The sequence below is a fragment of the Ihubacter massiliensis genome (assembly GCF_024125305.1).
Classification (GTDB): Bacteria; Bacillota; Clostridia; order Peptostreptococcales; family Anaerovoracaceae; genus Hominibacterium; species Hominibacterium faecale.
Genome location: NZ_JAMXVH010000001.1, coordinates 423,360 through 448,929, shown reverse-complemented (window position 1 = coordinate 448,929; position 25,570 = coordinate 423,360). Strand labels below are relative to the sequence as shown.

22 protein-coding genes are annotated in these 25,570 nt (G+C 47.4%); 3 read left to right on the top strand and 19 right to left on the bottom strand.

The window, feature by feature from the left end; all coding sequences use genetic code 11:
- Positions 1-62 precede the first annotated feature (62 nt).
- The gene (locus NIA71_RS02045) at positions 63-1,565 is read left to right on the top strand and encodes an APC family permease (protein ID WP_227755058.1); all 1,503 of its coding nucleotides are present in this window, start codon (positions 63-65) and stop codon (positions 1,563-1,565) included.
- Here NIA71_RS02045 and NIA71_RS02040 read toward each other — a convergent pair.
- The 10 genes from NIA71_RS02040 to gpr all read right to left on the bottom strand — a co-directional run bounded on the left by NIA71_RS02040 (position 1,562) and on the right by gpr (position 12,282).
- Positions 1,562-2,452: a LysR family transcriptional regulator gene (locus tag NIA71_RS02040; RefSeq protein WP_227755057.1), complete on the bottom strand. Its 891-nt coding sequence runs from the start codon at positions 2,450-2,452 to the stop codon at positions 1,562-1,564. The genes NIA71_RS02045 and NIA71_RS02040 overlap by 4 nt on opposite strands.
- 30 nt (positions 2,453-2,482) lie before the next feature.
- Positions 2,483-3,112, bottom strand: a complete 630-nt coding sequence (locus NIA71_RS02035) for an AAA family ATPase (protein ID WP_227755056.1) — start codon at positions 3,110-3,112, stop codon at positions 2,483-2,485.
- Between the two features lie 19 nt (positions 3,113-3,131).
- On the bottom strand, positions 3,132-4,142 hold the full coding sequence (locus NIA71_RS02030) for a YeiH family protein (RefSeq protein ID WP_148394765.1): 1,011 nt from the start codon (positions 4,140-4,142) through the stop codon (positions 3,132-3,134).
- A 134-nt stretch (positions 4,143-4,276) separates the two neighbouring features.
- Complete coding sequence (locus NIA71_RS02025; RefSeq protein ID WP_148394763.1) at positions 4,277-5,380, bottom strand: acyltransferase family protein; 1,104 nt, start codon at positions 5,378-5,380, stop codon at positions 4,277-4,279.
- Between the two features lie 12 nt (positions 5,381-5,392).
- Entirely contained in the window at positions 5,393-6,883 is a 1,491-nt protein-coding gene (gene glpK, locus NIA71_RS02020) for a glycerol kinase GlpK (protein ID WP_148394761.1), read from the bottom strand.
- Between the two features lie 79 nt (positions 6,884-6,962).
- The gene (gene hemW, locus NIA71_RS02015; protein ID WP_253019582.1) at positions 6,963-8,132 is read right to left on the bottom strand and encodes a radical SAM family heme chaperone HemW; all 1,170 of its coding nucleotides are present in this window, start codon (positions 8,130-8,132) and stop codon (positions 6,963-6,965) included.
- The gene (gene lepA, locus NIA71_RS02010; RefSeq protein WP_148394759.1) at positions 8,116-9,927 is read right to left on the bottom strand and encodes a translation elongation factor 4; all 1,812 of its coding nucleotides are present in this window, start codon (positions 9,925-9,927) and stop codon (positions 8,116-8,118) included. The genes hemW and lepA overlap by 17 nt, the downstream gene beginning before the upstream one ends.
- Positions 9,928-10,303: 376 nt before the next feature.
- Positions 10,304-10,483 (bottom strand): hypothetical protein, encoded by a 180-nt coding sequence (locus NIA71_RS02005; protein ID WP_148394746.1) that lies wholly within the window; start codon positions 10,481-10,483, stop codon positions 10,304-10,306.
- A 1-nt stretch (position 10,484) separates the two neighbouring features.
- Positions 10,485-11,372, bottom strand: coding sequence for a stage II sporulation protein P (spoIIP, locus tag NIA71_RS02000; protein WP_148394744.1), 888 nt, complete (start codon positions 11,370-11,372; stop codon positions 10,485-10,487).
- 22 nt (positions 11,373-11,394) lie between these two features.
- Positions 11,395-12,282 (bottom strand): GPR endopeptidase, encoded by an 888-nt coding sequence (gpr, locus tag NIA71_RS01995; RefSeq protein WP_148394742.1) that lies wholly within the window; start codon positions 12,280-12,282, stop codon positions 11,395-11,397.
- Positions 12,283-12,524: 242 nt separating this feature from the next.
- On the opposite strand from gpr, the gene rpsT reads away from it, so the two are divergent.
- Positions 12,525-12,797: a 30S ribosomal protein S20 gene (rpsT, locus tag NIA71_RS01990; protein WP_148394740.1), complete on the top strand. Its 273-nt coding sequence runs from the start codon at positions 12,525-12,527 to the stop codon at positions 12,795-12,797.
- 4 nt (positions 12,798-12,801) lie between these two features.
- Here the strand turns inward: rpsT and NIA71_RS01985 are convergent, their stop codons facing one another.
- The 8 genes from NIA71_RS01985 to NIA71_RS01950 form a co-directional block, all read right to left on the bottom strand.
- Positions 12,802-13,134 carry a hypothetical protein gene (locus NIA71_RS01985; protein ID WP_148394738.1) on the bottom strand — a complete coding sequence of 111 codons (333 nt, stop codon included), beginning with the start codon at positions 13,132-13,134 and terminating at the stop codon, positions 12,802-12,804.
- A 101-nt stretch (positions 13,135-13,235) separates the two neighbouring features.
- Positions 13,236-14,402 (bottom strand): M20 metallopeptidase family protein, encoded by a 1,167-nt coding sequence (locus NIA71_RS01980; protein WP_227755054.1) that lies wholly within the window; start codon positions 14,400-14,402, stop codon positions 13,236-13,238.
- A 339-nt stretch (positions 14,403-14,741) separates the two neighbouring features.
- Entirely contained in the window at positions 14,742-15,512 is a 771-nt protein-coding gene (gene phnX / locus NIA71_RS01975) for a phosphonoacetaldehyde hydrolase (protein WP_148394734.1), read from the bottom strand.
- The gene (gene phnW / locus NIA71_RS01970) at positions 15,505-16,599 is read right to left on the bottom strand and encodes a 2-aminoethylphosphonate--pyruvate transaminase (RefSeq protein ID WP_148394732.1); all 1,095 of its coding nucleotides are present in this window, start codon (positions 16,597-16,599) and stop codon (positions 15,505-15,507) included. The genes phnX and phnW overlap by 8 nt, the downstream gene beginning before the upstream one ends.
- Positions 16,600-16,637: 38 nt before the next feature.
- Complete coding sequence (locus NIA71_RS01965) at positions 16,638-19,283, bottom strand: extracellular solute-binding protein (RefSeq protein WP_253019581.1); 2,646 nt, start codon at positions 19,281-19,283, stop codon at positions 16,638-16,640.
- Between the two features lie 18 nt (positions 19,284-19,301).
- On the bottom strand, positions 19,302-20,108 hold the full coding sequence (locus NIA71_RS01960; protein WP_148394728.1) for an ABC transporter ATP-binding protein: 807 nt from the start codon (positions 20,106-20,108) through the stop codon (positions 19,302-19,304).
- A gap of 527 nt (positions 20,109-20,635) precedes the next feature.
- A complete protein-coding gene (locus NIA71_RS01955; protein ID WP_148394726.1) occupies positions 20,636-21,133 on the bottom strand; it encodes a DUF2798 domain-containing protein in 498 nt (165 codons plus the stop codon).
- Positions 21,134-21,260: 127 nt separating this feature from the next.
- Positions 21,261-22,625 (bottom strand): MATE family efflux transporter, encoded by a 1,365-nt coding sequence (locus NIA71_RS01950; RefSeq protein WP_227755050.1) that lies wholly within the window; start codon positions 22,623-22,625, stop codon positions 21,261-21,263.
- Positions 22,626-22,718: 93 nt separating this feature from the next.
- Between NIA71_RS01950 and NIA71_RS01945 the strand changes: the two genes are divergently transcribed.
- The gene (locus tag NIA71_RS01945; protein WP_253019580.1) at positions 22,719-23,540 is read left to right on the top strand and encodes a MerR family transcriptional regulator; all 822 of its coding nucleotides are present in this window, start codon (positions 22,719-22,721) and stop codon (positions 23,538-23,540) included.
- Between the two features lie 214 nt (positions 23,541-23,754).
- On the opposite strand, the gene NIA71_RS01940 is transcribed toward NIA71_RS01945, so the two are convergent.
- Positions 23,755-25,563, bottom strand: a complete 1,809-nt coding sequence (locus tag NIA71_RS01940; RefSeq protein ID WP_253019579.1) for an ABC-F family ATP-binding cassette domain-containing protein — start codon at positions 25,561-25,563, stop codon at positions 23,755-23,757.
- Positions 25,564-25,570: the final 7 nt, after the last annotated feature.

The following is a 25,570-nucleotide window of genomic DNA, read 5'->3' as shown; positions in this document are numbered from 1 at the left end:
AAACACCAATTTTCTGACTTTACATAGCATAAAAAGAGAAGCTATAATGAAAGGATTGAATTATGAAAGACTTACATATCAATAAAACCGCATCACTGAAACGATGTTTCGGCATGCGCGAGTCCGTTACAATCACAGTAGGAACCGTCATCGGCGTCGGCCTCTTTACAGTCGGCTCCGGCGCGGCCGGCATTCTAGGTCCGGCAGTGATTTTCGCCACTTTAACCGCGCTCATCATCAGTATCTACCCGGCTCTGATCTATGCCGAAATGGGCGGAGCGCTGCCTTTTGCCGGCGGAACTTACCAATACGCATCCCTTGGACTTGGAAGGCCCTTTGGGATGCTGGCCGGCTGGAACTTTATCATCTCCATGGTATCAGTTGCCAGCGGGGAGGCGCTGGCTTTCAGTTTCTATCTGCGTACGCTTTTCGAAGCGTTGGGATTCTCGCTGCCCTTCAGCGATCCGGTGATCGCCTCTGCTGCCATCTTACTCTTCGTTGTCCTTGCTGTCCGCGGAGTGGAGATGAGCGGCAGGCTGCAAAATGGCTTTTTGTTCTTTTTTTGGGGAATCACTATTATCTGGTTTATCACCATGCTGCCGGTCTTCCACTTGGATTCTTTTTCCATATCCACAGCTAGCGACAGCCTTTCTATTAAAGACTTTTTCCCATGTGTAGCCATGATCTGGTGGTGCTTTGCCGGCTTTGAAACCTGCTGTGCCATGGGAGAGGAGATCTGTTTTCCCCGGATCAATCTGCCCCGCGCTTTGTTTTTAGCGCCGTTCATCGTCTTTATTGTAACGGCATTATTCCAATGGGCCTTGGTCAGCATCACGCCTGTTGACAGCCTGGCAGCTTTGGCGACTGCAGATGCGCCTTATGCTCACGCCATGAAAACAGCCGGAATCGTAGGGCTCCCGCTGATACTTTTATGCCTGGGGATTACCTTTGGCGGTGATTTTTCCACCCTCAACGCCGCCATTGCCGCGCCGGCCCGTTATCTGTTCACCATGGCCAGAGATAACGCAATTCCTCCCATTCTGGGGAGAATCCATCCCCGCTTTCAGAGCCCTTTTATCGCTTTGATCTGCCTAGGCCTTTTGATGATCCTTTTAGTATCAACTGGTTCCATCACCTATATCGCCTCCCTGTCTCTCTTTGCGACCCTTCTTTATTATGTGATCGGCATGCTGTCGGCTCTGGGGCTTCGAAAAAAATACCCGGATCTTTCCCGGCCTTTCCGCACGCCCGGCCTTTCCGCAGGCGCAGGGGCCAGTATTGCCGTTTATCTACTTTTAATGACACAGCTTTCCCCGGAAGCCATCGCTGCTGGCATTATGTGGTCCTTAGCTGGCCTGGTTCTGTTTTTCGCTAGAAATGGTTTGCAAAAAAATGCGCAAACGAAAAAAGAGAAAACCGAATTTCTCTTTACTGACCATGAGTTTGATGTGCCTTCTGATGCAGAACAGGCAAAGATGGACCGGGAATACCGGATCTGGCGCCTGTCCGTAATCTGTGCCATCATAGGAGTTGGAGCACTATATCTGTTTTCCTTTGTATGTTAGCCTTCTCTGGCATCTTTTAACTGTTGAAACAACTCAATATAGTCTGGCGAAAAAACACTGTTTCTTCGCCAGATAAATGTAAAGTCGTGTGTAAGGTCGAAATCCAGCAGAGGAATTTTTATCAGTTCTCCTGTTTCCAGCTCTTTTTTTACCGCTGCCTCATAGAGGAAGGTAATTCCGCATCCAGCCGCGGCCAAGGCTTTAATAGCGTTGATATTACTAATTTCCAATATACTTTTATAATCGCTGATTAAAAAATTGCGGCTTTCAAGGTAACGTTCGAAAATTTCTCTGGTCCCGGAGCCTTCCTCCCTCACAATAATCCGTTCATCAAAAGTATCTTCGATCCGCATCATTTTTTTCGCAGGCTGATACGAGGGACCGCATACCCCAATATAAGGTTCATTGGAATAGACTTTGGAGTCATATTCACTTTTGGCAAAAAAGCCTTCTACCAGTGCAAAATCAATCTGCCCGTCATTAAGCTTTTTCAGCAGCTCTTGAGTGTTGGCAACGGTCACGTGAACAGCTGCCTCAGGATGGGCCTTCAAATAGCTGGCGACCGGCGCCGGAATTACGAATTCTCCCACTGTTAAGGTCACACCGAATACCAGCTCTCTTTTTTCTCCCTGCAACTGTCGCAGCTTGTCTTGCAGATGCATCACATCATGAACCATCGTCGTCGCCGTGCTTTGCAGAAAGGTTCCGGCCTCTGTCAGGCTGATCTTTTTGTTATGATAATCAAATAATTTAACTTCAAACAGTTCCTCCAGATATCGGATATGCTGAGAGACCGCAGGCTGGGTGATATTAAGTTCTTCCGCCGCACGGGTAAAATTCATGTATTTGCATACAGTCAGAAACGTATTCAGTCTAAAATCCAGCATAACCGTCCTTCCTTTCCTTATGATCCCCAGCTATTTTTTCAGCTCAGGAAATCTGCAGCAAATATAATGAATCGCTACGTCCATAAGCTGCTGATCGTCCAGTTTTTCTGTATCAATGGTCAGATCATAGCTGGTGGGGTCCTGCCATTCCTGTCCCGTGTAAGTACGGACATAGCGTGCTCGTTCTTTATCCAGCTTTCGAATCATCTTTATGGTTTTTTCATCAGCCATTCCCAGATGGCCGCCCAATCTCCGGGCGCGCGCTTCCTCCTCCGCGTATAAGAACAGGCTTATATGTTTTTCATATCCTGTAAATAAGAAGGATCCGCAGCGTCCAACGACTACACAAGAAGCTTGCTCAGCCGCTTGCCTGATGAGTTTGGATTCTGTTTTGAAGACATCTTCGCCGGTGGAAGTCTTCCAATCCTCCGACATATACGCCATTGGATACCCTCCAGTCTGAAGGAGAAGGCGGTCAGCAATGGATTCCTTTTCATCCATCCGCGCCAGCTCCTCTTCTGGGACATTGAGCTCTTCGGCTGCTTTTTTAATCAAATCTTTATCAATGTAATGAAATCCAAAATGCTTTGCCAGGTTGCGCCCAAGAATCGATCCGCCGCTGCCTGCCTGTCTTCCAATTGTAATCACATAGTTATTCATATTACCCTCGCTTTCCAAATCACCATATATTGAGTACATGCTGCAGTAAGAGGCTGACGCCTGCAATTCCGATCCAGCAGCAAAGGCCCATAAGAATCGGTTTACCCCCGTTCTTAAATAATTTTACAATATTGGTATTGAGTCCGATTGCGGACATGGCCATAACGATAAAGAATTTGCTCAATGTCTTAATCGGATCGGTAACTGCTGCGGGAAGACTGAATACCGTAGTAATCACCGAAGCCAGAACAAAGAACAGGATGAAAAAAGGAAAAATCTTTTTCATGCTTACCTTGGATCCGTCGGAAGCATTCTTTGCTTTTTTAGTCTGATATAAAGCTAAGATCAATGTGATTGGAATGATTGCCAGCGTCCGTGTCAATTTTACGATCGCCGCTGTATCCAGCGTATTGCTCCCATGCATGCCATCCCATGCAGTAGCTGCCGCTGTAACAGAAGAAGTATCGTTGATCGCAGTACCAGCAAACAGTCCGAATCCCTGATCCGTAAGGCCTAAAATCCCGCCCAGGGTGGGGAAGATCAATGCCGCGATAATATTGAAAAGAAAAATTACGGAAATAGACTGGGCGATCTCTTCATCGTCCGCCCGAATAACCGGCGCAGTGGCCGCTATGGCAGATCCGCCGCAGATGGAAGAGCCCACCCCCACCAGGATGGAGATCTTTGAAGGCATCTTCAGCGCTTTGTACATAACAAAGGCAATAATAAGGGACGTGGTAATGGTGGAGACAATAATCGGCAGCGATTGTTTTCCCTGCATTAATATATCCGAAAGATTCATACCGAAGCCCAGCAGTATGACTGCATACTGAAGGATCTTCTTCGATGTAAACGCAACCCCTATTTTAAAGGGTTCCTTTTTCTTAAGTACCTGAGTCACGACCATACCGATTAAAATTGCGAAAACAGGACCGCCTATAACCGGTGCCAGGCTGCCGAGAAACCAAGAGGGAATCGCGATACATAAACATAGAAGAATGCCTGGACCGGTTTTTTTAAAAAATTCCATAGTTGATAAGTACCTCACTTTCTTTTTCTTCTAGTATCATACCATCAAATATAAATAATTTGAAATTATATTTATTTATATATTAATAATTATTTGTTATGTATTTATGATAATCTCTAACAGGCATAGCAAATTTATTTCTCTTTTTCCGCCTCCTTCAACGCCTTATCCCGGTTCGTTTCGATCCCCAGCATCCATTTTATAAATTTCTTTAGGCTGAGATAAACCTTGTCATAAAGAAAATCGAAGATCCAGTTATACCCTTTTGAAATCGGCGGGCTGGAAAATACCACAACACATAAGGATGCCAATCCAAACAGGCAGATATAATAAACAAACATGTTGGGGTCCGGCAGATCGAACTTTTTCACCAGCTGGCGGACGATCAAATGGAGAATGTAAACAGACATGGTGTTCATGCCTACGTAGGTCAAATAGTTCTTTCCCTTGGGCAGGATATTCAGCATGAGAACGATCCATGCGCATGGGATAATGAAGTCTGCGATCCGCATTATGATGTCTAAATACCAGGTGAGTCCGAAGGCGGCTCCGGGTCCGCGGAGAAGATAAAATTCAACGGATACGGGACATTTATATGCCAAGAGAATATTAATGCCGACAAGAACGATTGCCAAAATTACGCAATGCCAGTTTTTTAGACTCTGAATCTTGGCGATATGTTCTTTCTGGCAGAAATATCCAAGCATAAAGAACGGGAAGTAGCTGACTACCCGCCCTGCGGCCAAAGTTCCGTCCAGCCATGGAATCAGTCCGGCGATAAGATAGATGATGATGCTGATCTGCACAATATATTTACTTTTAATAAAGTCCACAAGAAAAAATCGGTAGACAAACAGCGCCACCAAATACCAAAGGGCCAGCGGCGGATCGATCCAGGTCAGATGGGCACCCCCATTGATCAGGTAGCGGACACCGAAAAAAAACGGTACCAGTACAATATAGGGAAAAAGAAAAGTTTTAAATGCCGTTTCCCTGGCTCTCTGCGGTTTTTTTGAAAAATAGCCGGAAAGAAAAACAAATGCCTGCATTACAAAGACGTTTATCGTAATATATACTACGCCTCCAAAGGATGCTTGATGAAAATTGCCTCCCACCATTGTAAAATGGGAAATAGGAATGGTCCAAATCAAAAGACCGCGAAACGTATCGAAAAAATAGCTTCGTTCCTTCTTTCCTCCTGCCTGCGTCGCTGTGTTGTTAAGTGTTTCATTTGCCATATTTCTAATCTCCTACTTAGCCCAGCCGAGAACGCATTTTACAGCTTTTTCCCAGCCTTCTAATAATTTCTTCCTCGTTTCATCTTTCATCGATGGTTCAAACTCACGATCAATCTTCCAGTTATTGAGAATATCCTCCGTACCGTTCCAATAACCAACAGCCAAGCCTGCCAGATAAGCCGCCCCCAAGGACGTGGTCTCAATGCATTTGGGCCTGAGAACAGTCTTGTTAAGCATATCACTTTGAAATTGCATGAGAAAATCGTTGGCACAAGCTCCTCCGTCTACTTTCAAGGTTACCAGTTCCCTGCCTGTATCTTGCATCATCACATGGATTAAATCGTGGGTTTGATAAGCCATGGATTCCAGTGTGGCCCTAACCAGATGGTTTTTATTGGCTCCTCGCGTTATGCCAAGGACTGCTCCTCTGGCATAGGGATCCCAATAGGGTGCTCCCAGTCCGACAAATGCGGGCACCACGTAGACACCATTGCTGTCTTTCACGCTTTTGGCCATTTTTTCCGATTCCGGCGCACTATGAAGGATTTCCAACTCGTCTCGGAGCCACTGAACTGCCGCTCCGCAGACAAAGATTGAACCTTCCAGCGCGTAATATACCTCACCGGAAAGCCCCCATGCAATCGTCGTCAACAAGCCATTTTCTGAATACACCGGTTCCTTTCCTGTATTTAAAAGGAGAAAGCCCCCTGTCCCATATGTATTTTTTGCCTCTCCGTCTTTAAAGCAGGTTTGTCCGAACAGCGCGGACTGCTGATCTCCGGCAGCACCAGCTATGATAATCTGTCCTCCAAAAATATTAGGATCCGTCTTGCCGTAAATTTCGCTGGATGGCCGCGGCTCGGGAAGCATGCAAGCCGGTATGGACAGTTCCGTCAGGATATCCTTGTCCCATTTCAAAGTTTTAATATTAAACAGCATGGTTCGGGACGCATTGGAATAATCCGTAATATGTACCTTTCCGCCAGTCAATTTCCAGATCAGCCAGGTCTCAATGGTTCCGAATAAAAGGTCTCCGTTTTCAGCCTTTTGCCGGGCTCCGGAAACATGCTCCAGGATCCAATGCAGCTTTGTAGCTGAAAAATAGGCATCGATCAAAAGACCGGTCTTTTCGCGAAAGCTCTTAGTCAACCCCCGCGCCTTCAGCTCATCGCAATATTCGGCTGTCCTGCGGCACTGCCAGACGATGGCGTTATAGATCGGTTCTCCGGTATGCTTGTCCCATACCACTGTAGTTTCCCTTTGATTGGTGATCCCTATGGCTTCCACGTTTTCATAAGTTCCATTTGCCATTAAAAGCGCTTCTTGAGCCACCCCCATCTGTGTGGACCAGATTTCCATGGCATCGTGCTCCACCCACCCGGGCTGCGGGTAGATTTGCCGAAACTCTTTCTGGGCCACACTTACTGTCCGTCCCTGACGATCGTACAGGATGCACCTGCAGCTGGTCGTTCCCTGGTCCAATGCCATTATGTATGTTTTCATGATTACCTCCTGTAGTTTTCAGCTCAAAACCGGCCTGTGCGCAACTGGCCCGCCGGGGAACTATTATAAAAGCGAACATTTATAAAAACTCCGCCATGATTTCATTGGAGCAGTCGATGCCCGCCTCAGTTAACGCTAAACGCGTATCGGTCAAGGTCAGATATCCCGCCTCCTCGTATTCCTGGATCGCCGGCAGCTGATCTTTATAAACCGAAAAAAAGTCAGCTCCAAATGTCCGCCGGAAATCCGCCATGTCCAAACCTTCCATTTTCCTCAGAGCTGTGAACACGTACTCACCAATCAGCTCCTGCCGAGTTTCTTCTCCGCTGCTCGATGGATCGACTGGCAGCCGTCCCTCACGGATCTGTTCAAAATATGAGTCTAAATCAGAAACATTGCAGCATCTGCCCTGATCGTATGAAAAAGCGTGGGCTCCCAGTCCCGCTCCGTAGTATTCGTCAAAATTCCAATATTTCATATTATGGCGGCTGACAAAGCCCGGTTTGGCGCAGTTGGAAATTTCATAATGCTCATATCCAGCCTCCTCCAGCAAACGGATCCCCTCATGGTACATAGCCCGGTCTTCTTCCACCGGCGGCAAGTCCATTTTCCCGTCACGATACATGCGGCAAAACTCCGTGCCTTCTTCCAATTGCAGGCTGTAAAAGGAAATGTGTTCAGGCGAAAGCTCCAGGACCTGTTTCAGCGAGCCGCGCCACACCTGCCCGCTTTGCTTTGGCAGGCCGAACATCAGATCCACATTGATATTAGAAAACCCCGCCTCCCTGGCTGCCAAAAAATTTTCTGTCAAATCCCTGCCGGTATGAATCCTTCCCAGCAGGGAAAGCATCCCATCATCCATAGACTGAGCGCCCATGCTGAGGCGGTTGATCCCGGCCCTGCGATATACCTTCAATTTCTCTGCGGTCAAGGTGCCGGGATTTGCTTCCATGGTCACTTCCGCCGTATCCGCAACGCAGAAAGCGGCTTCCGCCGCTTCCATGATTCGCTCTATATGGTCTGCCGGAAGAAGGGACGGAGTTCCCCCTCCGATAAACACTGTATCCAATTTTATATGCTTCCCCTGGTACAGGGAAAGTTCCCGGATCAAAGCCTCCGTATATCTTTTTTGAAGCGCTTCATCCGATCCCCCGAAGGAGAGAAAATCGCAGTATGCGCATTTTTTCCAACAGAAGGGGATGTGAATATAAAGGCCTGCCGGCTTTTTTTCCCTATTTATTTTCATCATACTTGAGTACCGCTGTGAACGCCTCCTGCGGTACTTCCACCGTACCGAACTGACGCATGCGTTTTTTCCCTTCCTTCTGCTTTTCCAGAAGCTTTTTCTTTCGGGAGATATCGCCGCCGTAGCATTTGGCGATTACGTCTTTACGATATGCGCGCACGGTTTCTCTGGCAATGACTTTCTGCCCGATAGCCGCCTGAATGGGCACCTCAAACTGATGCATGGGGATGACTTCTTTCAGCTTGGAGCAGACGAAGCGCCCTCTTGCATAGGCTTTTGATTCATGTACGATCATGGAGAACGCGTCCACCAGTTCTTTATTGAGGAGCACATCCATCTTAACCACATTGGACTTTTCGTAGCGCAGGAATTCATAGTCCAGGGAGCCGTATCCTCTGGTTTTGGATTTGAGGGCATCGAAAAAGTCGTAGATGACTTCATTGAGAGGCATTTCGTAATGAAGCTGCACTCTGCTTTCAGTAATGTATTCCATGTGAATCAGCTTGCCCCGGCGCTCCTGACAGATTTCCATGATATTGCCCACATAATCCTTGGGGATCATAATGTCGGCTTTTACAATAGGCTCCTCGATGTGGTCGATCTCCATCAGATCAGGCAAATTGGACGGATTCTGCACCATTTCTTCCGTACCGTCATTCATGATCACTTTATAGATAACGCTGGGCGAAGTGGTGATGACCGCCAGGTCAAATTCCCGTTCCAGCCGTTCAACGATAATCTCCATGTGGAGCAGTCCCAAAAATCCGCAGCGGAATCCGAATCCAAGCGCAGTGGACGTCTCCGGTTCAAAGTGAAACGCTGCATCGTTGACCTGGAGTTTTTCCAGAGCGTCTTTTACGTTTTCGTATTTTTCACCCTCTGCGGGGTAAATTCCGCAGTAAACCATGGGCTGAACTTTTTTATATCCGGGCAAAGGCTTGTCCGTCGGATCCTCATCTAATGTAATGGTATCGCCCACTCTGGCATCGGCCACCCGTTTAATGCTGGCGCAGATATAGCCTACCTCGCCGGCTTTCAGTTCCTTGCAGGCAACTGGACCGGGTGAGTAGATGCCCACTTCTGTCACTTCATATTTTTTTCCGGTGTTCATCAAACGGATAAAATCACCGGTTTTCACTTTGCCGTCAAAAATCCTGGTATAAATGACGACTCCTTTGTAATTGTCATAATAGGAGTCGAAGATGAGCGCTTTTAGCTTCCCGTCCAAATCCCCAGACGGCGCCGGAATTTTGGCCACGATTTCCTCCAAAAGGTCTTCGATACCAATACCTTCCTTGGCAGAAACCAGCGGCGCCGCAGAAGCATCGATTCCGATCACTTCCTCTACTTCCGCTTTGATTTCGTCAGGTCTGGCGCTGGGCAGATCGATTTTGTTCAGGGTGGGCAGGATCTCCAAGTCCTCGTCTAAAGCCAGGTACACGTTGGCCAGGGTCTGGGCCTCGACCCCCTGGGTGGCATCCACCACCAGCACTGCCCCTTCACAGGCAGCCAGGCTGCGGGAGACTTCATATGTAAAGTCCACGTGCCCCGGCGTATCAATCAGATTAAAAATATATTCCTTTCCATCCTTCGCCTTGTAGACCAGACGCGTGGTCTGCAGTTTGATGGTAATTCCCCGTTCCCGTTCCAGTTCCATATTGTCCAGAAATTGTTCCTTCATCTCTCTTTGGGAAACAAGGCCGGTCTTTTCGATGATTCGGTCTGCCAAAGTGGATTTTCCGTGGTCAATGTGCGCAATAATACTAAAATTTCGAATGTATTTCTGATATGAATTCATGGTTTCCTCTCTTCTTTTCAAGTTCTCATTCATTTTACTTGAAAAACGGTCCAAATTCAAGGTACAAAGCGATCAATTCTACCTTCTTAATTAAACTTGCTTTTGCAACCTGCTCGCCAGCAATTGCATGTCCACGATCAAAATTTTACCAAACCGCGTTCATTTCAGACAGTTTTTGGCCTATTATGTGACTATCCAGAGCTGCGTTCAGGAGACCACCGGCTGACTGTCAGAATTCACGATCAGCAGCGACTTTTCTGATACTTCCTCTCTGCGGCTGTAGAAACTCCTCGGGGAGAGTGCATCTGAAAATTCAAAAAAGCTGGCGCCGGGGTCCGGGGCCACACCATAAGTCACAGATCCGGGGAAACTTCTATTAAAGCTTGCCCTCCAGCCCAAAGAAGGAAACGCCTATTTTGCCGTCTTCCGTCTTGGTTACTGCAAGTCCGCTGTTTCCTCCGCGGCCGGTCGTCTCGCTGCATGATCGATCGACAGCGATCAATGCACTTGTCCCTAGAAAAAAAACCATAAATATCGCGATGCATTTTTTTAACATGCTATTTTCCATCCTCCTCGATAACAGCAGCCAGTACATGGGCAAAATATTTGCCAGTGGCTTTTACTTCTTTGATATTATTCTGATTGTTTCCGATTTCCAGCAAAAGATATTTATCGGCAATATATTCATTGTATCGGTATGTTTTCTCAATAGCTCTGCCGCCGAACCCTTTATACATGGCCTCTGCCTTGTTATTAATTTTATTTGCAAAAGACTTGAGCTTGCTGAAGTTTGCATTGTTCTGACCGACCACCAGACTGAATTTGGCTACGGTCTCACCATTAATTGTCGTAGTCTTGCCTACATTCCCTGCGTATGCGGCAGCATCTCTGTGCAGGTCGATTATGTATTTAGCGGTTGGATATTTTTTCATCAGTGCCGTAATTGTCTCCAGAGAGCGGTCATAGGACTGATTATAGGACGGCCTGTCGTGGATGGTTTTATCGTGGACCACGCCGATCCCCAGGCTCTGCAATTCTGAAGTCAGCACATTGCCCACGTCCCGCACCGTCCCCTCTTCCTTTTCTCTGTGAAAATTGCTTTCCGAATAAGGCTGATAGGATTCCGTACTGTGGGTATGGTATATGATTACCAAAGGCTTGCTATTATCAGCCTTTTTTGTTTCTTTTTCAGGCTGGTTCGTTTCCTCTGCCGGCCGGGCGGTTTCCTGCACGGTTTTTTCTGTGGCTTTTTGCGAAGTCTTGGTCTCTTTTCTTTCCACGCCCCGGTCAATGGCCGGGTAGACCTGGGAAACACATAACTTTCCCAGATCGGATCCGCTCACCTTCAATTCCGGCAGACGTCCTTCCTGCAAACGCTGCCAGAAAAATAAGGTGGAAAGAAGAAAGCAAACTCCGCATATGACCGCCATTGTTTTTTTGTTCATCGTTTTCCTCCATCAGTTGCTCTTACGAATATATGCCGGGATGAAGGGTTTTATTTATGCCATTTGCAATTATATCGGAAAAATCTTTGATAATTTGATCGATATCCGTTGAAGTGACGATCATATCCTGGCCCTTTTCCTCGATGTAATCGTCCACCTTCTGGGCCTGGGGCATATTGGCCTCCAAAGCTTCGCGGATGATCGTTCTCGAATCGATGACCGTCGGTACGCCAATGGCAATGACTCTGCGGCCTAGGGTCTGTTCGGAAAGGCCGGTACGCACGTTTCCCATGCCGCCGCCCGGATCAATGCCGGTATCGTTGATCTGAATGGTGGTACTGACCCTGTCTATGTTTCTAGCTGCCAGAGAGTCCACCACAATAACCACTTCCGGATTGGAAAGCTCCACGGCGCCTTTAATCAGCTCTGCAGTTTCCATACCGGTGGAACCTGTGACGCCGGGAATAAAGCAGCTGACACAGCCCAGCTCATCATCCCCGTCCGCCTCATACATAATGAAAAAATGACGGGTCACTTTAATTTTGGAAACTGTATACGGCCCCAGCGCATCCGGTGTGACCTTATCGTTGCCCAGGCCAACTACCAAAACCTTCAGATGATAGTGGAATTTAATCAGTTCCGCCAATTCCTTGGCAAGGGCTTTGCCCGCCCGTTCTTTGATTTCATCCTTTTCTTCCAGAATACCGTCCACCTCAATGGTAATATAATTGCCCATAGGCTTTTCCAGCTGCATTTCACCGATTGGATTTAAAATTTTAATTCTGGTGGATGTAATATCCTCATCGTATTTGATCTTTTCCAGGGAAACGCCTTCGATATCCTTGGCGCTGCCTCTGGCTTCATCGAGAAGCTCTTTGCGCTCGATGGCCAGGTCTGTTCTGTATTTCATTTTGTACCGCCTTTCTTTTTTAGATATGTATGGGAAACATGGCAGGCTTGGATTTACACCAGAAACACCATCTGCAACAAGTACCGTTGGAACTGGCCACAGTGGACGACCTTACGAAATATGCCGCATTTTTCTATGTCACTTCTGAGTATTTTCTATTTTCCCCTTGCAAATCCTATTTTATTCGTATATACTAAAACTTGCGAATTTAGCTAAAAAATATGAAAGTGGGGTAATTTTTAATGGCAAATATTAAATCCGCAAAGAAAAGAATCCGTGTTATCGACAAAAAGACTGCAAGAAACAGAAGGATCAAATCCCATCTGAAAGCAATCTTAAAGAACTTTGATGAGGCAATCGAAGCGGGCGATCTGGAAACAGCAGCTGAAAAGCTGACGCTGGCTGAGAAAAAACTTATGCAGGCTGCTGCAAAGCACACGATTCATAAGAACGCCGCATCTAGAAAAGTATCCAGATTAACAAAGAGATTCAATCAGGCGAAAGCCGCACAGTAAAGTCTCACCCGTCCCCACCCGTGTATAAGTTAAATACACATGCAAATGAGCAAATAAAAACGATGGCAGTGTCTCCCATCGTTTTTTCTTTTTTGTATGTTTTGTTGTTCTGCAAGTCGTCTTTATGGATCCGGCTTGCTGCTTCTTCAAGAAAACCCTTGCAGAAACCGCTTTTAATGGCCAAATAATCTCTCCCTAATTGGACCAGCGTCCCAAATACATCTTCTTTCAGATCAATCTCAAAAATCACAATACACTCCGATCCCAGAGAAGCCGCATATTTTTGCAGGCTTTCTTTGTCCAGGACAATATGGTTTCTGGTGCTTATCGGTGTCATTCCGCTTTCCTCCTTATTCCTATTTTGTACAGGTTTATTCCGGAATAATTTTAGCCTTTTCCCCGGGGAGGCACAAGAATATTGCAATTTTTGACACTTTTTTACTGATATAGGGTATTCATGCAAATTCTTACCAGAGTTTCAATGCCCACAGCCAGACACTCTTCGTTTACTTGGAATCTGCTGGTATGTAAGCCGCTGTTCTCTCGGCCCTCAAATCCGCATCCCAGGAAGAAGTAGGCCCCCGGAACAACCTGTAAGTAAGAAGAAAAGTCGTCAACCGTCATCGATTTCTGATTGAGTTCGATCACTCGCTTGGGTACTGCTGCCCGAACCTGTTCCACAGATTGACGGTCGTTGACCAGCCCTTTATAGCCTTGGGCAAAGTTCACATCAATGGCAAGGCCCATAGCCTGCGACAACCCTTTGGCGATGATACGAATCCGCTCGCACAAAAGATCACAGACCTGACAATCCTCACCCCGAACGATACCATCCAGGTTAACCTGCCTGGCTAAAATATTTCCAGCCTCGCCGCCCTGTATGCGTCCAAAGGAAATAAGCCCTGCTTTCACTGGGTCCAAATCCCGGGACAGGATTCCCTGGCATAAAGATATAAATTCTGCGGCTCCATAAACAGCATCACGCCCCAAATCCGGCTTTGCTCCGTGTGCTGGCGTTCCTTTGACGCAAACCTCCATCATCCTCGATTCGCCGTGAACAGTTCCATATTGGATGCCGATGGTTCCCGCAGCCAGCTCCGGTTTTACATGAAAGCCGAAGATCTGGTCCACCCCTTCCAAAATATCCACATCGATCAATCGGTCGGCGCCGCCTTCGCCCTCTTCATCCGGCTGGAAAATCAGCCGCACATTGCACGGCAGCACGTTTTTCATCCTGCACAGCACTTGGGCCAGTCCAACTAAGACGGCCGCATGGGCATCATGACCGCAGGCATGCATAAGCCCTGCCCTTCTTGATCGATAGCTGACCAAGGCTTCTTCTGAGATGGGCAGCGCATCAATATCAGCGCGAAAGGCGATTGTTCTTTTTTCTTTATAATCCCCACTGCCTTGGATATCCGCCGCCACCGCAGTTGCCAGAGGGCGATAAATCGCAAGTCCCATATCCTTCAATTTTCTCCCGATCAAAGTGGATGTCTTGAATTCTTCGTTGCCCAATTCCGGCCAGCTGTGTATTTCCTCAAAAACCTCTTTGGCGACCCGCTCCGCCTCCAAAATGTATTCCTGCAGGTTTTGTATAATCATATTCATACACCCCTTTCCATCCACTAATATATGTGGCCGTAAGAAAGGGTATGTGCCAGTATTGGGAATCGCTGAAAAAGAAAAAAGCCTTTTACATGATTCTTATATGCGCTCGGCATATATTTCCGCATTTATATGCCATTGGCCGTCATCCTTTACGGTAACATTCTGCCAGTGAAAACGGTTTCCCATATAGGTAACGCTTCGTGTGCCTTCAGATATGAGGTACCCAAACTCATAGTATTCATGAGAATGGGAGGGGAACTTGTCAGAATATCCCTTAACCTCAAATGTAAAGAAACTGACTTTTGAAAAGTCAGTTTAAAAGGGCTTAATCGTCTATTCAACAAAATCAACCATTTCCTTCAAAGTCATAAACACCTCATCTGCACCCGCCCGGCGGAAACTGGCCGCTGCTTGTCTGCAGAGCCTGTCTTTCTCGCCGGCAGGCAGGCTGCTGAATTCCTCATGGGAAAGGCCCATTTCCGAGCTGCCGACAATTACACCCGCTGTCAAAACTCCGGCGTTTTTCCCCTCCTTAATATCGGAAATGGTGTCGCCGATCTTCAATACTCTCCGTACATCGCCCAAACCGAGCGCTTCCATGTTTCGAAAAATCATATAAGGATATGGCCTCCCCTTCTTGTCCGTGGAATCAGGGCTGAACCACACATCGGGAGCATAGCCCTTTCTTTTTGCAGCCGGGGCAACGACCGCCATCATTTGATCCGTATAGCCGGTGGTGGAGCCAATGGCAATTCCCATCCGCCGCAGCCGCTCCACCGCAGCCGGAACATCCGGCTTGGGATCGACAAATCGACCCAAAATTGTCATCAGCTTTTCTTCAAAGATTGCATACAGAGCCTGCGCATCCTGTTCTCCAGGTTCCTTTCCATGTAAGTTCACCCATGCATTTCGAATCCTTTCCATTTTAAGCATGGTACGGATATGATCGATCTTGAGCATACCCATAGGAATTCGGACCTCTTCTATAGTAGGCAGGACCCCATATTGTTTAAAAACCTCCATAAAGGCCTGTACCGGAGCAAAGCTGCCATAGTCAACTGTGGTCCCGGCCCAGTCTAGTATTACTGCGTCGACTTTATGCATGTTTACTTTCCTCCAAAAAATCCTTTATGATCTCGCAGAGCTTAATCATATCTTCTCTATAGATCTCTCCAATATTGCCGATGCGGAAGGTATCGGCCTCTGTTACCTTTCCAGGGTATATGGCATAACCCCGTTTCTTAATATAGGTATACATCTCCTGAAAAGAAAATTCACGATTTTCCGGGTAATAAAATGCTGTAATAATTGGCCCTTGATGGGCTTCCTCAATATACGGCCGCATGCCCATTTCCTTCATTTTACTGATCAAAAGGCGGTTGCTGTCCCGATAGCGTTTATTTCTGGCCGGGATTCCGCCCTCCCGTTCCAGTTCATTCAATGCTTCCGCAAACGCCAGCACTGTATGGGTTGGCGATGTAAAACGCCATTTACCGTCTTTTTCCATGGCCTCCCACTGGGCATACAAATCCAGCGACAGGCTTCTTGCCTTACCCTTCGCCGCCTGCAGGGAGTCTTTGCGCGCCAGGATGAAAGAAAATCCAGGTACGCCTTGAATACACTTATTGGCACTGCTGACCAGAAAGTCAATTCCCCAGTCGGACATTGGAATATCAATACCGCCAAAGGTACTCATGGCGTCTAGAATAAAGGTACGCCCATTGTCTTTCACCGCTTGGCCCACTGCCCGGGCATCGTTTAGGATGCCGCTGGTTGTTTCTCCATGGACCATAGCCACGTGAGTGATATCCGGATTTTGCTGTAAGATCTGCACCACTTTGCCGGCATTCGGGATGCGATCGTTTTCTTCCAAGTAAAGCTCCCAGTGCAGCCCCGCATGACCGGCGATATCCGCCATTCTCAGACCATAAGCTCCATTGGCTGCGATCAGCAATTTTTCTTTTGTACCGACAGTACTTGTGAGTACTGATTCTATTCCGAAGGTGCCGCTGCCCTGCATCAGAACAGAGGTATATTCCTGCTCATCCACATGGGCCAGCTCCAGCAATTTTTTACGGATCGTCCGGGTGATCGATTTATAATCGTCGTCCCAGGTACAATGGTCAATCATCATGGCCTGTTTGACAGACTCCGTGGTTGTCAGCGGACCGGGCGTTAATAATTTGTACATCTTGTCTCTCCTTGTTTGTCAATCTTAAAGCATTATGATTATTTGCAGCTCTCCGATAAGGCTTGATGCTGCTCCAGCAAATCTACTGTCAGCGGCTGACTATAGGTTTTGGGGTTACCCAGCTTATTCTCTGAATCTACCGTTTCCCCTTCATAAAGCGCTACCGGATAGTATTCCATAAGGCCTGTTCTTGCCTTTTCTACGATACACTGGGCCATCTCCATGGCTTTTTCCTTGGACTGGTCACCTTTATCTAAAACAGCTACCGACTCAGTCAGAGTAAAATTCCCTTCTGTGGGATCGATGTAATCGATGGGAAGCCCTTCCTTTTTATCTGCCACAGCCTGAGCCCGCAGTCCAAAGCCAAGAGATACTTCGCCAGCTCGTATTTTCTTCAGAGGGCCGGATCCTGATTCTTCCAGATGAGGTCCGACATTTTCGTAGATACCAGTCAGAATTGTTTTTGTCTCCTCTTCCCCATATTCCGAAACCAGCGCCTGAACCAGCAGCCAAGCTGTAGAGGAGGATGCCACATCTGTTACGGAAACCTTTCCTTTATATACCGGGTCGGCTAGGTCTTTGATGGACTTGGGAACAGGCAGGCCATTGGCTTTCATTTCTTCCGTATTGACAATGATCGATCCGGCATTGCAGATAATTGGAGCCGCGTAGGACGGATGCTCGTCGATGGTCTTTGCTTCGAAGGTTAAATCCTTGAACATTTTATTTTTTTCCTGTGCGCTGTCCAAATAGTAGGAACTCATGGCTACCAGGTCGGCTTCCATATCTGCTCCCTCTGCGATAAGTTTGCCTCCCAGCTCAGAAGTACCGAATGTCTGAAACAGATATTGGCCTTCAAAGCCATTGTCATCCAAAGTCTTTTTCATAACTTCTACAGCCTCATCATCGGAATTGGCATAGATGATTACTTGTTCATCACTGCTTCCGCCGCATCCGGTCATGGCAAAGGCACCGGTTCCGACCATCAGCGCCAGCATTACAGCCGTTGCCCTCTTTAACAATTTTGATTTCACCATTTTTGTTTTTCTCTCCTTTTTTTCAGTGTTTTGTGATCTCTCCGCCAGTCGATTGAATACGATCTGGAAGACCAGGTTGGTTGCCAGAATTAGCAGCGACAGTACGAAAATCTCATTAAATTTATTAAAGTATTGCAGTTCTTTTATCTTTGTCGTGATGACCATCGTTCTGGCGCCGGCGATAAAGATCACGGCACTGACGGTTACCATCGCATTGATAAAATAGTAACTGAAAACTCCTAAAAGGGACGCCGCCGCATTGGGCGTCACCACTCTGGCGATGGTTTTAAGCCAATTATCTCCCATGAGCATGGCCGTCGTTTCCCAGGAAGCGTTCATCTTGGAAAGGGAATTCTTCATCATCAGATAGGGGGTGGAATAAAAGTGAATGATATTGCAGATGATCAGAATGATCAACGTATTCTGCAGGGAGGTTCCGGAAAAGCTGAATAAAAACGCCAGCCCCAGCACCATGCCCGGTATGGTATTGGTTATCAGTGCAATTCCCTCAATGATGCTTTTCAGCCTTTGGCTGACGCTGCTTCTAGCCGTCAGCAGCGCTGAACCGTATGCGATCACAGTTCCTATGACCGCTGTGGCCAGGGCAACTGCCAGCGAATTGACATACACGCCCGAAAGGCTGGGATCACTAAAAACTGATTGAAAATGTTCCAAAGTGAAATCCGTATAATACGGCCAGTCTTTTACAAAGGGAATGATCAAGATGACCGCAAAGATGGATAGGATACCTGCCAGCAGAAACCCGCTCATTACACCGCAGACCACATCTCTTCCCTTACAGGGCTGGATTTCTATGGCAGAAATTTTATTATAACGGACGTTATAACGTTCCAGATACCGCAGGATTGTAATGCTGACCACGGAAGGCACCAGCATCACCAGAGCCACTACGGCACCGTTACCGAAATTGGGGATGCTGCCTAGCATTTCATTATAAAGAAGGCTGGCGATGACCTGAAATTCCCCGCCCACTGAGGCCGGTATACCAAAATCGGTAAAGCACAGAAAAAAGGTCTGAATAAACGAAGCAGCCAACGTTCCCAAGAGAGGCCGGAGTATGGTTGCCTGAAAGGTTCGCAGCGGTGAATCCCCCATGATCCTGGATACGATCATAAATCGCTTGTCAATATATCCCATCGTGTTGTTGATGAGCATAAAGGAAATTGGCAATGTATAAATCGTATAACCCAGCAGCAGGCCGTTGAAACCGTAAATCTCAAAGAACGGATGTCCGAAGATCCGAGTCAGCAGACCTTGCTTGCCGAAGGAATAGATAATCGCGAAACCGTAGGTAATGGTCGGCAGCAGCATGGGCAGTACGGCAGCTTTTCGGATCAGGTCTTTGTATCGCTGTCCGACTCTGGTATAGTTCACGGTATAGGAAAGAAAGAAAGCGATACAGGTTGTCAGCGCCGCGCTGCTGGCAGCTACCAGAAAACTGTTGCCCAGCGCTTCCAAGAATCCTTTCCCCGACAGAACATCCATGTAACTTTGGATAGAAAGCCCATCATCTCCATAGAAGGACTTGATCAGCAGCTGGATCATCGGTACGGCCAAAAAGATGGCAAAGACGATGCACAGGGCGATGAAAATCAGCTTTAATTCACGATTCTTTTTTGTTTCCATGATTTTTCCGCCGCCCCCTTAGATTGCCCGGATTCCCTGAAGCTTGGCCTGCACCTGGGTCTGGCTTTGGGCTGCCTTTATCTGGGCGGCAAACAGGCGGTAGATATTGTTCTTTTTGATTTCCAGCTGATTCAAAATAAAGTTTTTCACAAAGGCATTTTCCGGAGCCATGATAATATCTTCCGGCCTGCCGAACTGTGAAATGCCGCCTTCGTTGAGGATCATGACCCGGTCGGACAGGGTCAGGGCTTCTTCCGGGTCGTGGGTAACGATGATCGTAGTCAGATGGTATTCCTTTGCAATGGTTTTGATTCTATCTTTGATGGATTCTTTGATGACCCCGTCCAGAGCGCTGAGCGGTTCATCCAGCAGCAAAATTTTGGGTTTCATTACCATCGTCCTTGCCAGTGCCACTCTCTGTTTTTGCCCTCCGGAAAGCTGATCGATTTTTTTATCAAGATGGGGCTCCAGTTCAAGCAAGCGGATCAGATCCCCCACTTCTTCTGTTGTGGAAATATCCGGTTTATTTCTCAATCCGTAGGTAATGTTCTTATATACGTTGAGATTGGGGAAGAGTGCGTAATCCTGAAAAACGATATTAAAGCCCCGTTTCTCCATAGGCACATCGGTCAGATCTTTGCCGTCAAAGATAATTTTTCCCCCGTCGCTTTCCGTGATGCCTAGAATCAGGTTCAGCAGGGTGGTCTTGCCGCATCCGGATGGTCCGAGAATGGATATGATTTCTCCCTCTTCAATTTCCAGATTGATATCCTCCAATACCACTGTGTTATCATAAATCTTTTTTACATGTTCCAGTATCAGCATAATTGTTCTTCCTTTCCTTTGCTATATCCAACAGGGAAATCCTCTCCCCTGATCTCTGATCTTCTTTTCGAGGCAATTATACTGCCGGGCGGTTTCAATTACAATTAAACCCCGGTTAAGTTTATGTAAATCTCTTGTTAATGAGAGCAAAGATGCCATTTTTGAAGGAATGGGAGTTTTTGCGTGAGAGGCAAAAAATATATACGAAATTTACACTGTTTTCAACGATTGAGCCATCTCAAACTCGGCTTGAAACAGGAAACTCTACTTTTTGCCAAGATCAGGCCCCGCTAACCAATCACTTTGCGAAAAAAACAAAAAATTTCATAAAAATTTTCCGGGCTCCGGGCTCTTGCGGCTGGCTTCGGAACATTGCCCACGCCAGCCGCATGATTCAATGCAAAAACTCCCCATTGCTGAGGAGTTTTCGCTCGTTGATTTAAAGGAGTGCAAAATGTCAAAGATTCAAGCACTTACCTTATACTATGCCGATCGCCCGTCCAGTGTTCCTGATCCGTGCATCATTTTTAATTGACAGTCAAGTTCTGCTCCTGCCCGCAGCTTAATTGTCTTTTAAATATGCTTTGAAAAACAAGGCGCACCACCGGCCCTGCGATCAAAAGCTGCCAGAGAAAAGCCATCGGCAGATTACGTACAAACGTGTGAAGCCAGACTGTCGCCATCGTTTTACTCAAACCGTTAAACAGGATTGTGGCCGTCAGACTCATCAGCGGACACATCAAACATACTGTCGCGATCGAAACAGCAAGAATAACGGTAATCTCCCGGCTTTTCTTCACATCTACAATTTTAAAAGCGATCCATCTGGCCAAAGGCCCCGCTATGATCGATTCCAAACCAATCACAATAAGCATCAACACCGCCATCTCCCATACAGGAACAACAAATGAATCCGCAGATAAGCCTTTGTTTCTCAGCAACGCGTTATAAACCTCCATCCCGTAGACCATTGCCAGGGCCATCATCATACCGAAGATCACTTTCTGAAATTTTGTTTTAGGCATTTTTCCTTTATCCTCCTTGTCTTTTGTACAAAAAAAGAATGCGCCGGTCCTTACCTGGACTTACGCATTCTTTGCCACTCGGTATTTTTATTTTAGCAATACAAACTTTTTTTGTCAAGAAGTTCTTCTATGCGGCCTGGGGCAGCCGATCTAGCGCCTTATCGTCATATCTGGCGTTCATTCTTCTCAGATAAATCAGGCAGATAATCAATGAAAAGATCGTTGAGACGGGTGAAGCGATCCCCATTGCAAATAAGGACGTGCCCACGGCCTGCCTGAGGAGCAGCGCCAAAGGAACCCGGACCAGGAAAGTAGCGGCCAGATTCTGGGCCATATTGAAGATGGTCCTGCCGTATCCATTGAGATAGCCTCCCAGGCAGTAAACGATCCCTGCCAGAAAAACATCCCAGGAGTAAGATTGGAGATAGGTTGCTGCCAAATGCATGACTTCCCCATCCTGGGTAAAGATTCCGGTCAAGGTGGTGCCGAAAAACTGGCAGTAAGCCGCCACCAAAAACCCGTAGGTCCCGGTCATCCATAAGGAAGCCTTCAAACACTTTCTCGTTCTCACATACTCCCCGGCGCCGTAATTTTGCGCTACCATGGCCGATACTGCCGCATTCATGGCAATGGGCACCAGAAAGAGAAACTCAACCAGCTTCTCCACTACACCCACCGAAGCCGATGCCACCACGCCAAAGGGATTGATGATGGCCACGATCAGCAAAAAGGATACGCCCACCAGAATATCCTGTATTCCCAGGGGAATTCCCACTTTGAAAAGCTGCTGAAACTGCTCTTTATGAAAGCGGATATCCTTTACAGAAAAGGAAAATCCCAGCCCTCTCCTGAGCAAAAATACTACGGAGAAGAGAAAGCTTACTGCCTGAGCAAAGGTGGTAGCAATCGCAGCGCCGGCCGCGCCCATACCCATATAGCGAATGAGTACGATATCCAGTACGACATTGACAACGCAGGCGATGGCCACAAAGAGCAGCGGCGATTTGGAATCGCCCAGACCCCGCATGATTCCGCAGACCACGTTGTAGCCGGTAATAAAAAAGGCGCCGAGCGAACAGTAGAAGAGATAATCTCCCGTATTTGCAACCGACTCCTGGGGCGTATTCATCCATAAAACGATGGCATCTTTGCCTGCCAGCAGCCCGATTGTAAGGACTGCACCGATCAGGGCAAAGGTAATGATGGTGATGCCCATCGTTTCCCGCAAGGCCTTCTCATTCTTCGAACCCATATATTGGCCGAGGAGAACGGTTATGCCCATGGTCAGCCCGATTATGAACTGGGTAAAAATCATCATCACCTGACTGCCTATGGTTACGCCCGAAACATCCGCCGTGGAGGCGAAATTGCCCACGGTCAGCAAATCAGTGACGCCATATAACGATTGCAGCAGCTGGGCCAGCAAGAACGGCCCTGCGAACTGAATTAACTTTTTGTACACATTTCCCTCTGTCAAATAATTTACACTCATCTTTATTCCCTCCAATAACAAATCTTGCATCCGTCACGGACAAATGGTATTATAGAGTGTGTTGTAACAACGCAGTCAAGAGGAAAAGGAAAGATGGAAGAAAAAATTTATTTTACATCGGGAGAATTTGCCAAATTGTGCGGCACAACCAAAGAAACGCTGCGCCATTACCATAACAAGGGAATTCTCATGCCCCAAAAAAAGGGGGAAAACGGTTACTTTTATTATGAAGCCTGGCAGTTCTTTGAGTTCGATTTAATCGGCCTTCTCATCTATGCCGGCAACAGTTTGGAACAAATCCGCGAATATCTCCAGGCCCACAGCACAGAGCGTTTTCTAAAGCTGATGGACAGCAGCAAAGAACGCCTTCTCAGAAAAAAGGCAAAGATTGAAAATATGCTGCGAGTGGTGGAAAACACCGTTTCTCTGGCCAGCCTGGGACTCACCCACGATGGAACTCAGTTGACAATCGTCCCTTGCAAAACGGAGTATTATCTGACTGTGCCCATTAAAGAATCCGACTATGAAAACAAAAGAAATCTGCTGGACGCCTTCTCGCAATTTTGGGCCCACTCTGCCGAAAATCCCCTCATCGGCGAATATCCGTACAGCTACGTGGTCCCTGAGGAAAGCTATTCGGCGGGCGATTACGCCATCAAATACATCGCCGGAAAACTGGATGAGCCTTCTGAAAAGCAAGATATCCACACCAAGCGGGCGGGCCGCTATGGAATGCTCTTTCATTATGGCAGCATCGACACCGCAGCGGAATCCTGCCGCAGGCTGTGTGAAGAGCTGAGAGCTCTCAATCTGGAACCATCCGGCCCCCTTTATGTGGATGAACTGATCAGCAACCACGTGACTCCTGAAGAAAAGGATCACGTAACCAAGGTTTCCATCCGAGTCGGCCGGTGATCGTTATAAATAAAAAACGTGTGCATGACGAAATCAAAGATTCCTATGCACACATGTCGCTGGCAAGCAGCGACGCTTCGCAAGGTACGTTTTTTGAAGTATAAGACATATCGCCGCATGTTCGGAAAGCGATATCTCTTATACTATAAAAGAAGAAAAAGGCTGGAAGACGCGGCTATCAAACGTATAGCTGCGTGCTCCCAGCCTTTTTCTTCTATTCTGTTCTTTGATTTTCAATCTTTTCTGCCAGCTCACTGAGATATTCCCATCGCTCCATTTTTTCCAGCAGCTGCTCCTCAAGCTCCTGCTGCTCCTTGTCCAGCCTGGCCAGCTCCCCCGAATTGGTGGCGTTTGCCGCCATCTGCCGCTGTACTTCTGCGATGCCTTCTTCCAGCTTTGAAATATCATCCTCAATGGAATCATATTCCCGCTGTTCTTTATAGGAGAATTTTAATTTCTTCTTTTTCTCAGGCTGGGGTCTGGCCTTGGGACGCTCTTCTTTAGCTTCTGATTTTTTCAATGGTTTTTCCCGCATGAGCCAGTCCGTATAACCTCCCGGATAATGGCCGATTTTTCCCTCGCCCTCAAAGACAAAGGTCCGTACCGCAAGACGGTCGAGAAAGTAGCGGTCGTGGGAAACCAGGATCACGGCCCCAGAAAACCCGTCCAGATAATCTTCCAGTACGGTCAATGTATCGATATCCAGGTCATTAGTGGGTTCGTCGAAGACCAGGATATTGGGTGCCTGCATCAAAATGCTCAACAGATAGAGCCGCCTTTTTTCACCTCCGGACAATGCTCCCACCTTTACACTGTGCATATGGGGCGGAAAGAGAAACCGTTCCAGCATCTGGGAGGCGGAAAAGATCCCTTCTTCCGTGCGAACGCTGCCTGCGATCTCCCCAATGAACTGGATGATTCGCTTGTCCTCGTCCAGCGCCTCGTTTTCCTGTGAAAAATATCCGATCTTTACCGTATCGCCCATTTCCACCCTGCCCCCATCCGGCTCTGCCTGTCCCATAATGATTTTCAGCAAAGTGGATTTGCCGCATCCGTTGGGGCCGATGATCCCGATGCGGTCGTTGCGCAGTACTGTGTAGGAAAAATCCCGGATCAGCGTTTTATCTCCATAGCTCTTGCTAATATCCGAAAGCTCGATGATTTTTTTACCCAATCGGCTGCTGACAGCAGAAAGCTCCAGCGAAGAATCATCCAGCTCCAGCTTGGCCTCTTTCAGCTCTTCAAAGCGCTGTATCCGGCCTTTGGCCTTGGTGCTCCGGGCCTGTGCTCCCCGGCGGATCCAAGCCAGTTCTTTTTTATAAATCGCCGCCCGCTTACGCTCTGATGCCAGTTCCATTTCCTGGCGGGCCGCCTTGGCCTCCAGATAAGCGTTGTAATTACCCTCGCAGCTGTAGAGTCTGCCCTTGTCCATTTCCACGATCCGATTTGTCACCCGGTCCAGAAAATACCGATCATGGGTAATCATAAAAATAGCGCCTTTATATTTCTTGAGAAAGCCCTCCATCCATTCGATCATCTCGTTATCCATATGGTTGGTCGGTTCATCGAGAATGAGAAGATTGCTTTTCTGCGCCAGCACAGCGGCCATCGCCACCCGTTTGCGCTGGCCGCCGGACAAGGTGTTCATTTTCAGCTCCGTATCCTGCATGCCCAGCTTCCCCAGCATAGCCTTGATCTGATATTCTTCCGTCTTTTCCCGGCCAGGTCCGTTCTTTGCCTCAGCCCGGCGGACATAGAAAGACGCCTGCTCCAAAACCGTCATCGATCCGTCAAAATCGGGGTTTTGAGGCAGATATCCGATCATCAGCTCCCTGGATTTAATCAAGGTTCCCCCTTCCGGCTCCAGCGCGCCGGAAACGATCTTCAAAAGGGTGGATTTTCCCGTACCATTGACACCGACAAAACCGATTTTATCGGTGTCAGAAATGGTCAGATTCACATCCGTAATCAAAGGCTTTTCTGTATAACTCTTTTTAATATGCTCACATGTAAGTAAAACCATGGTCTCC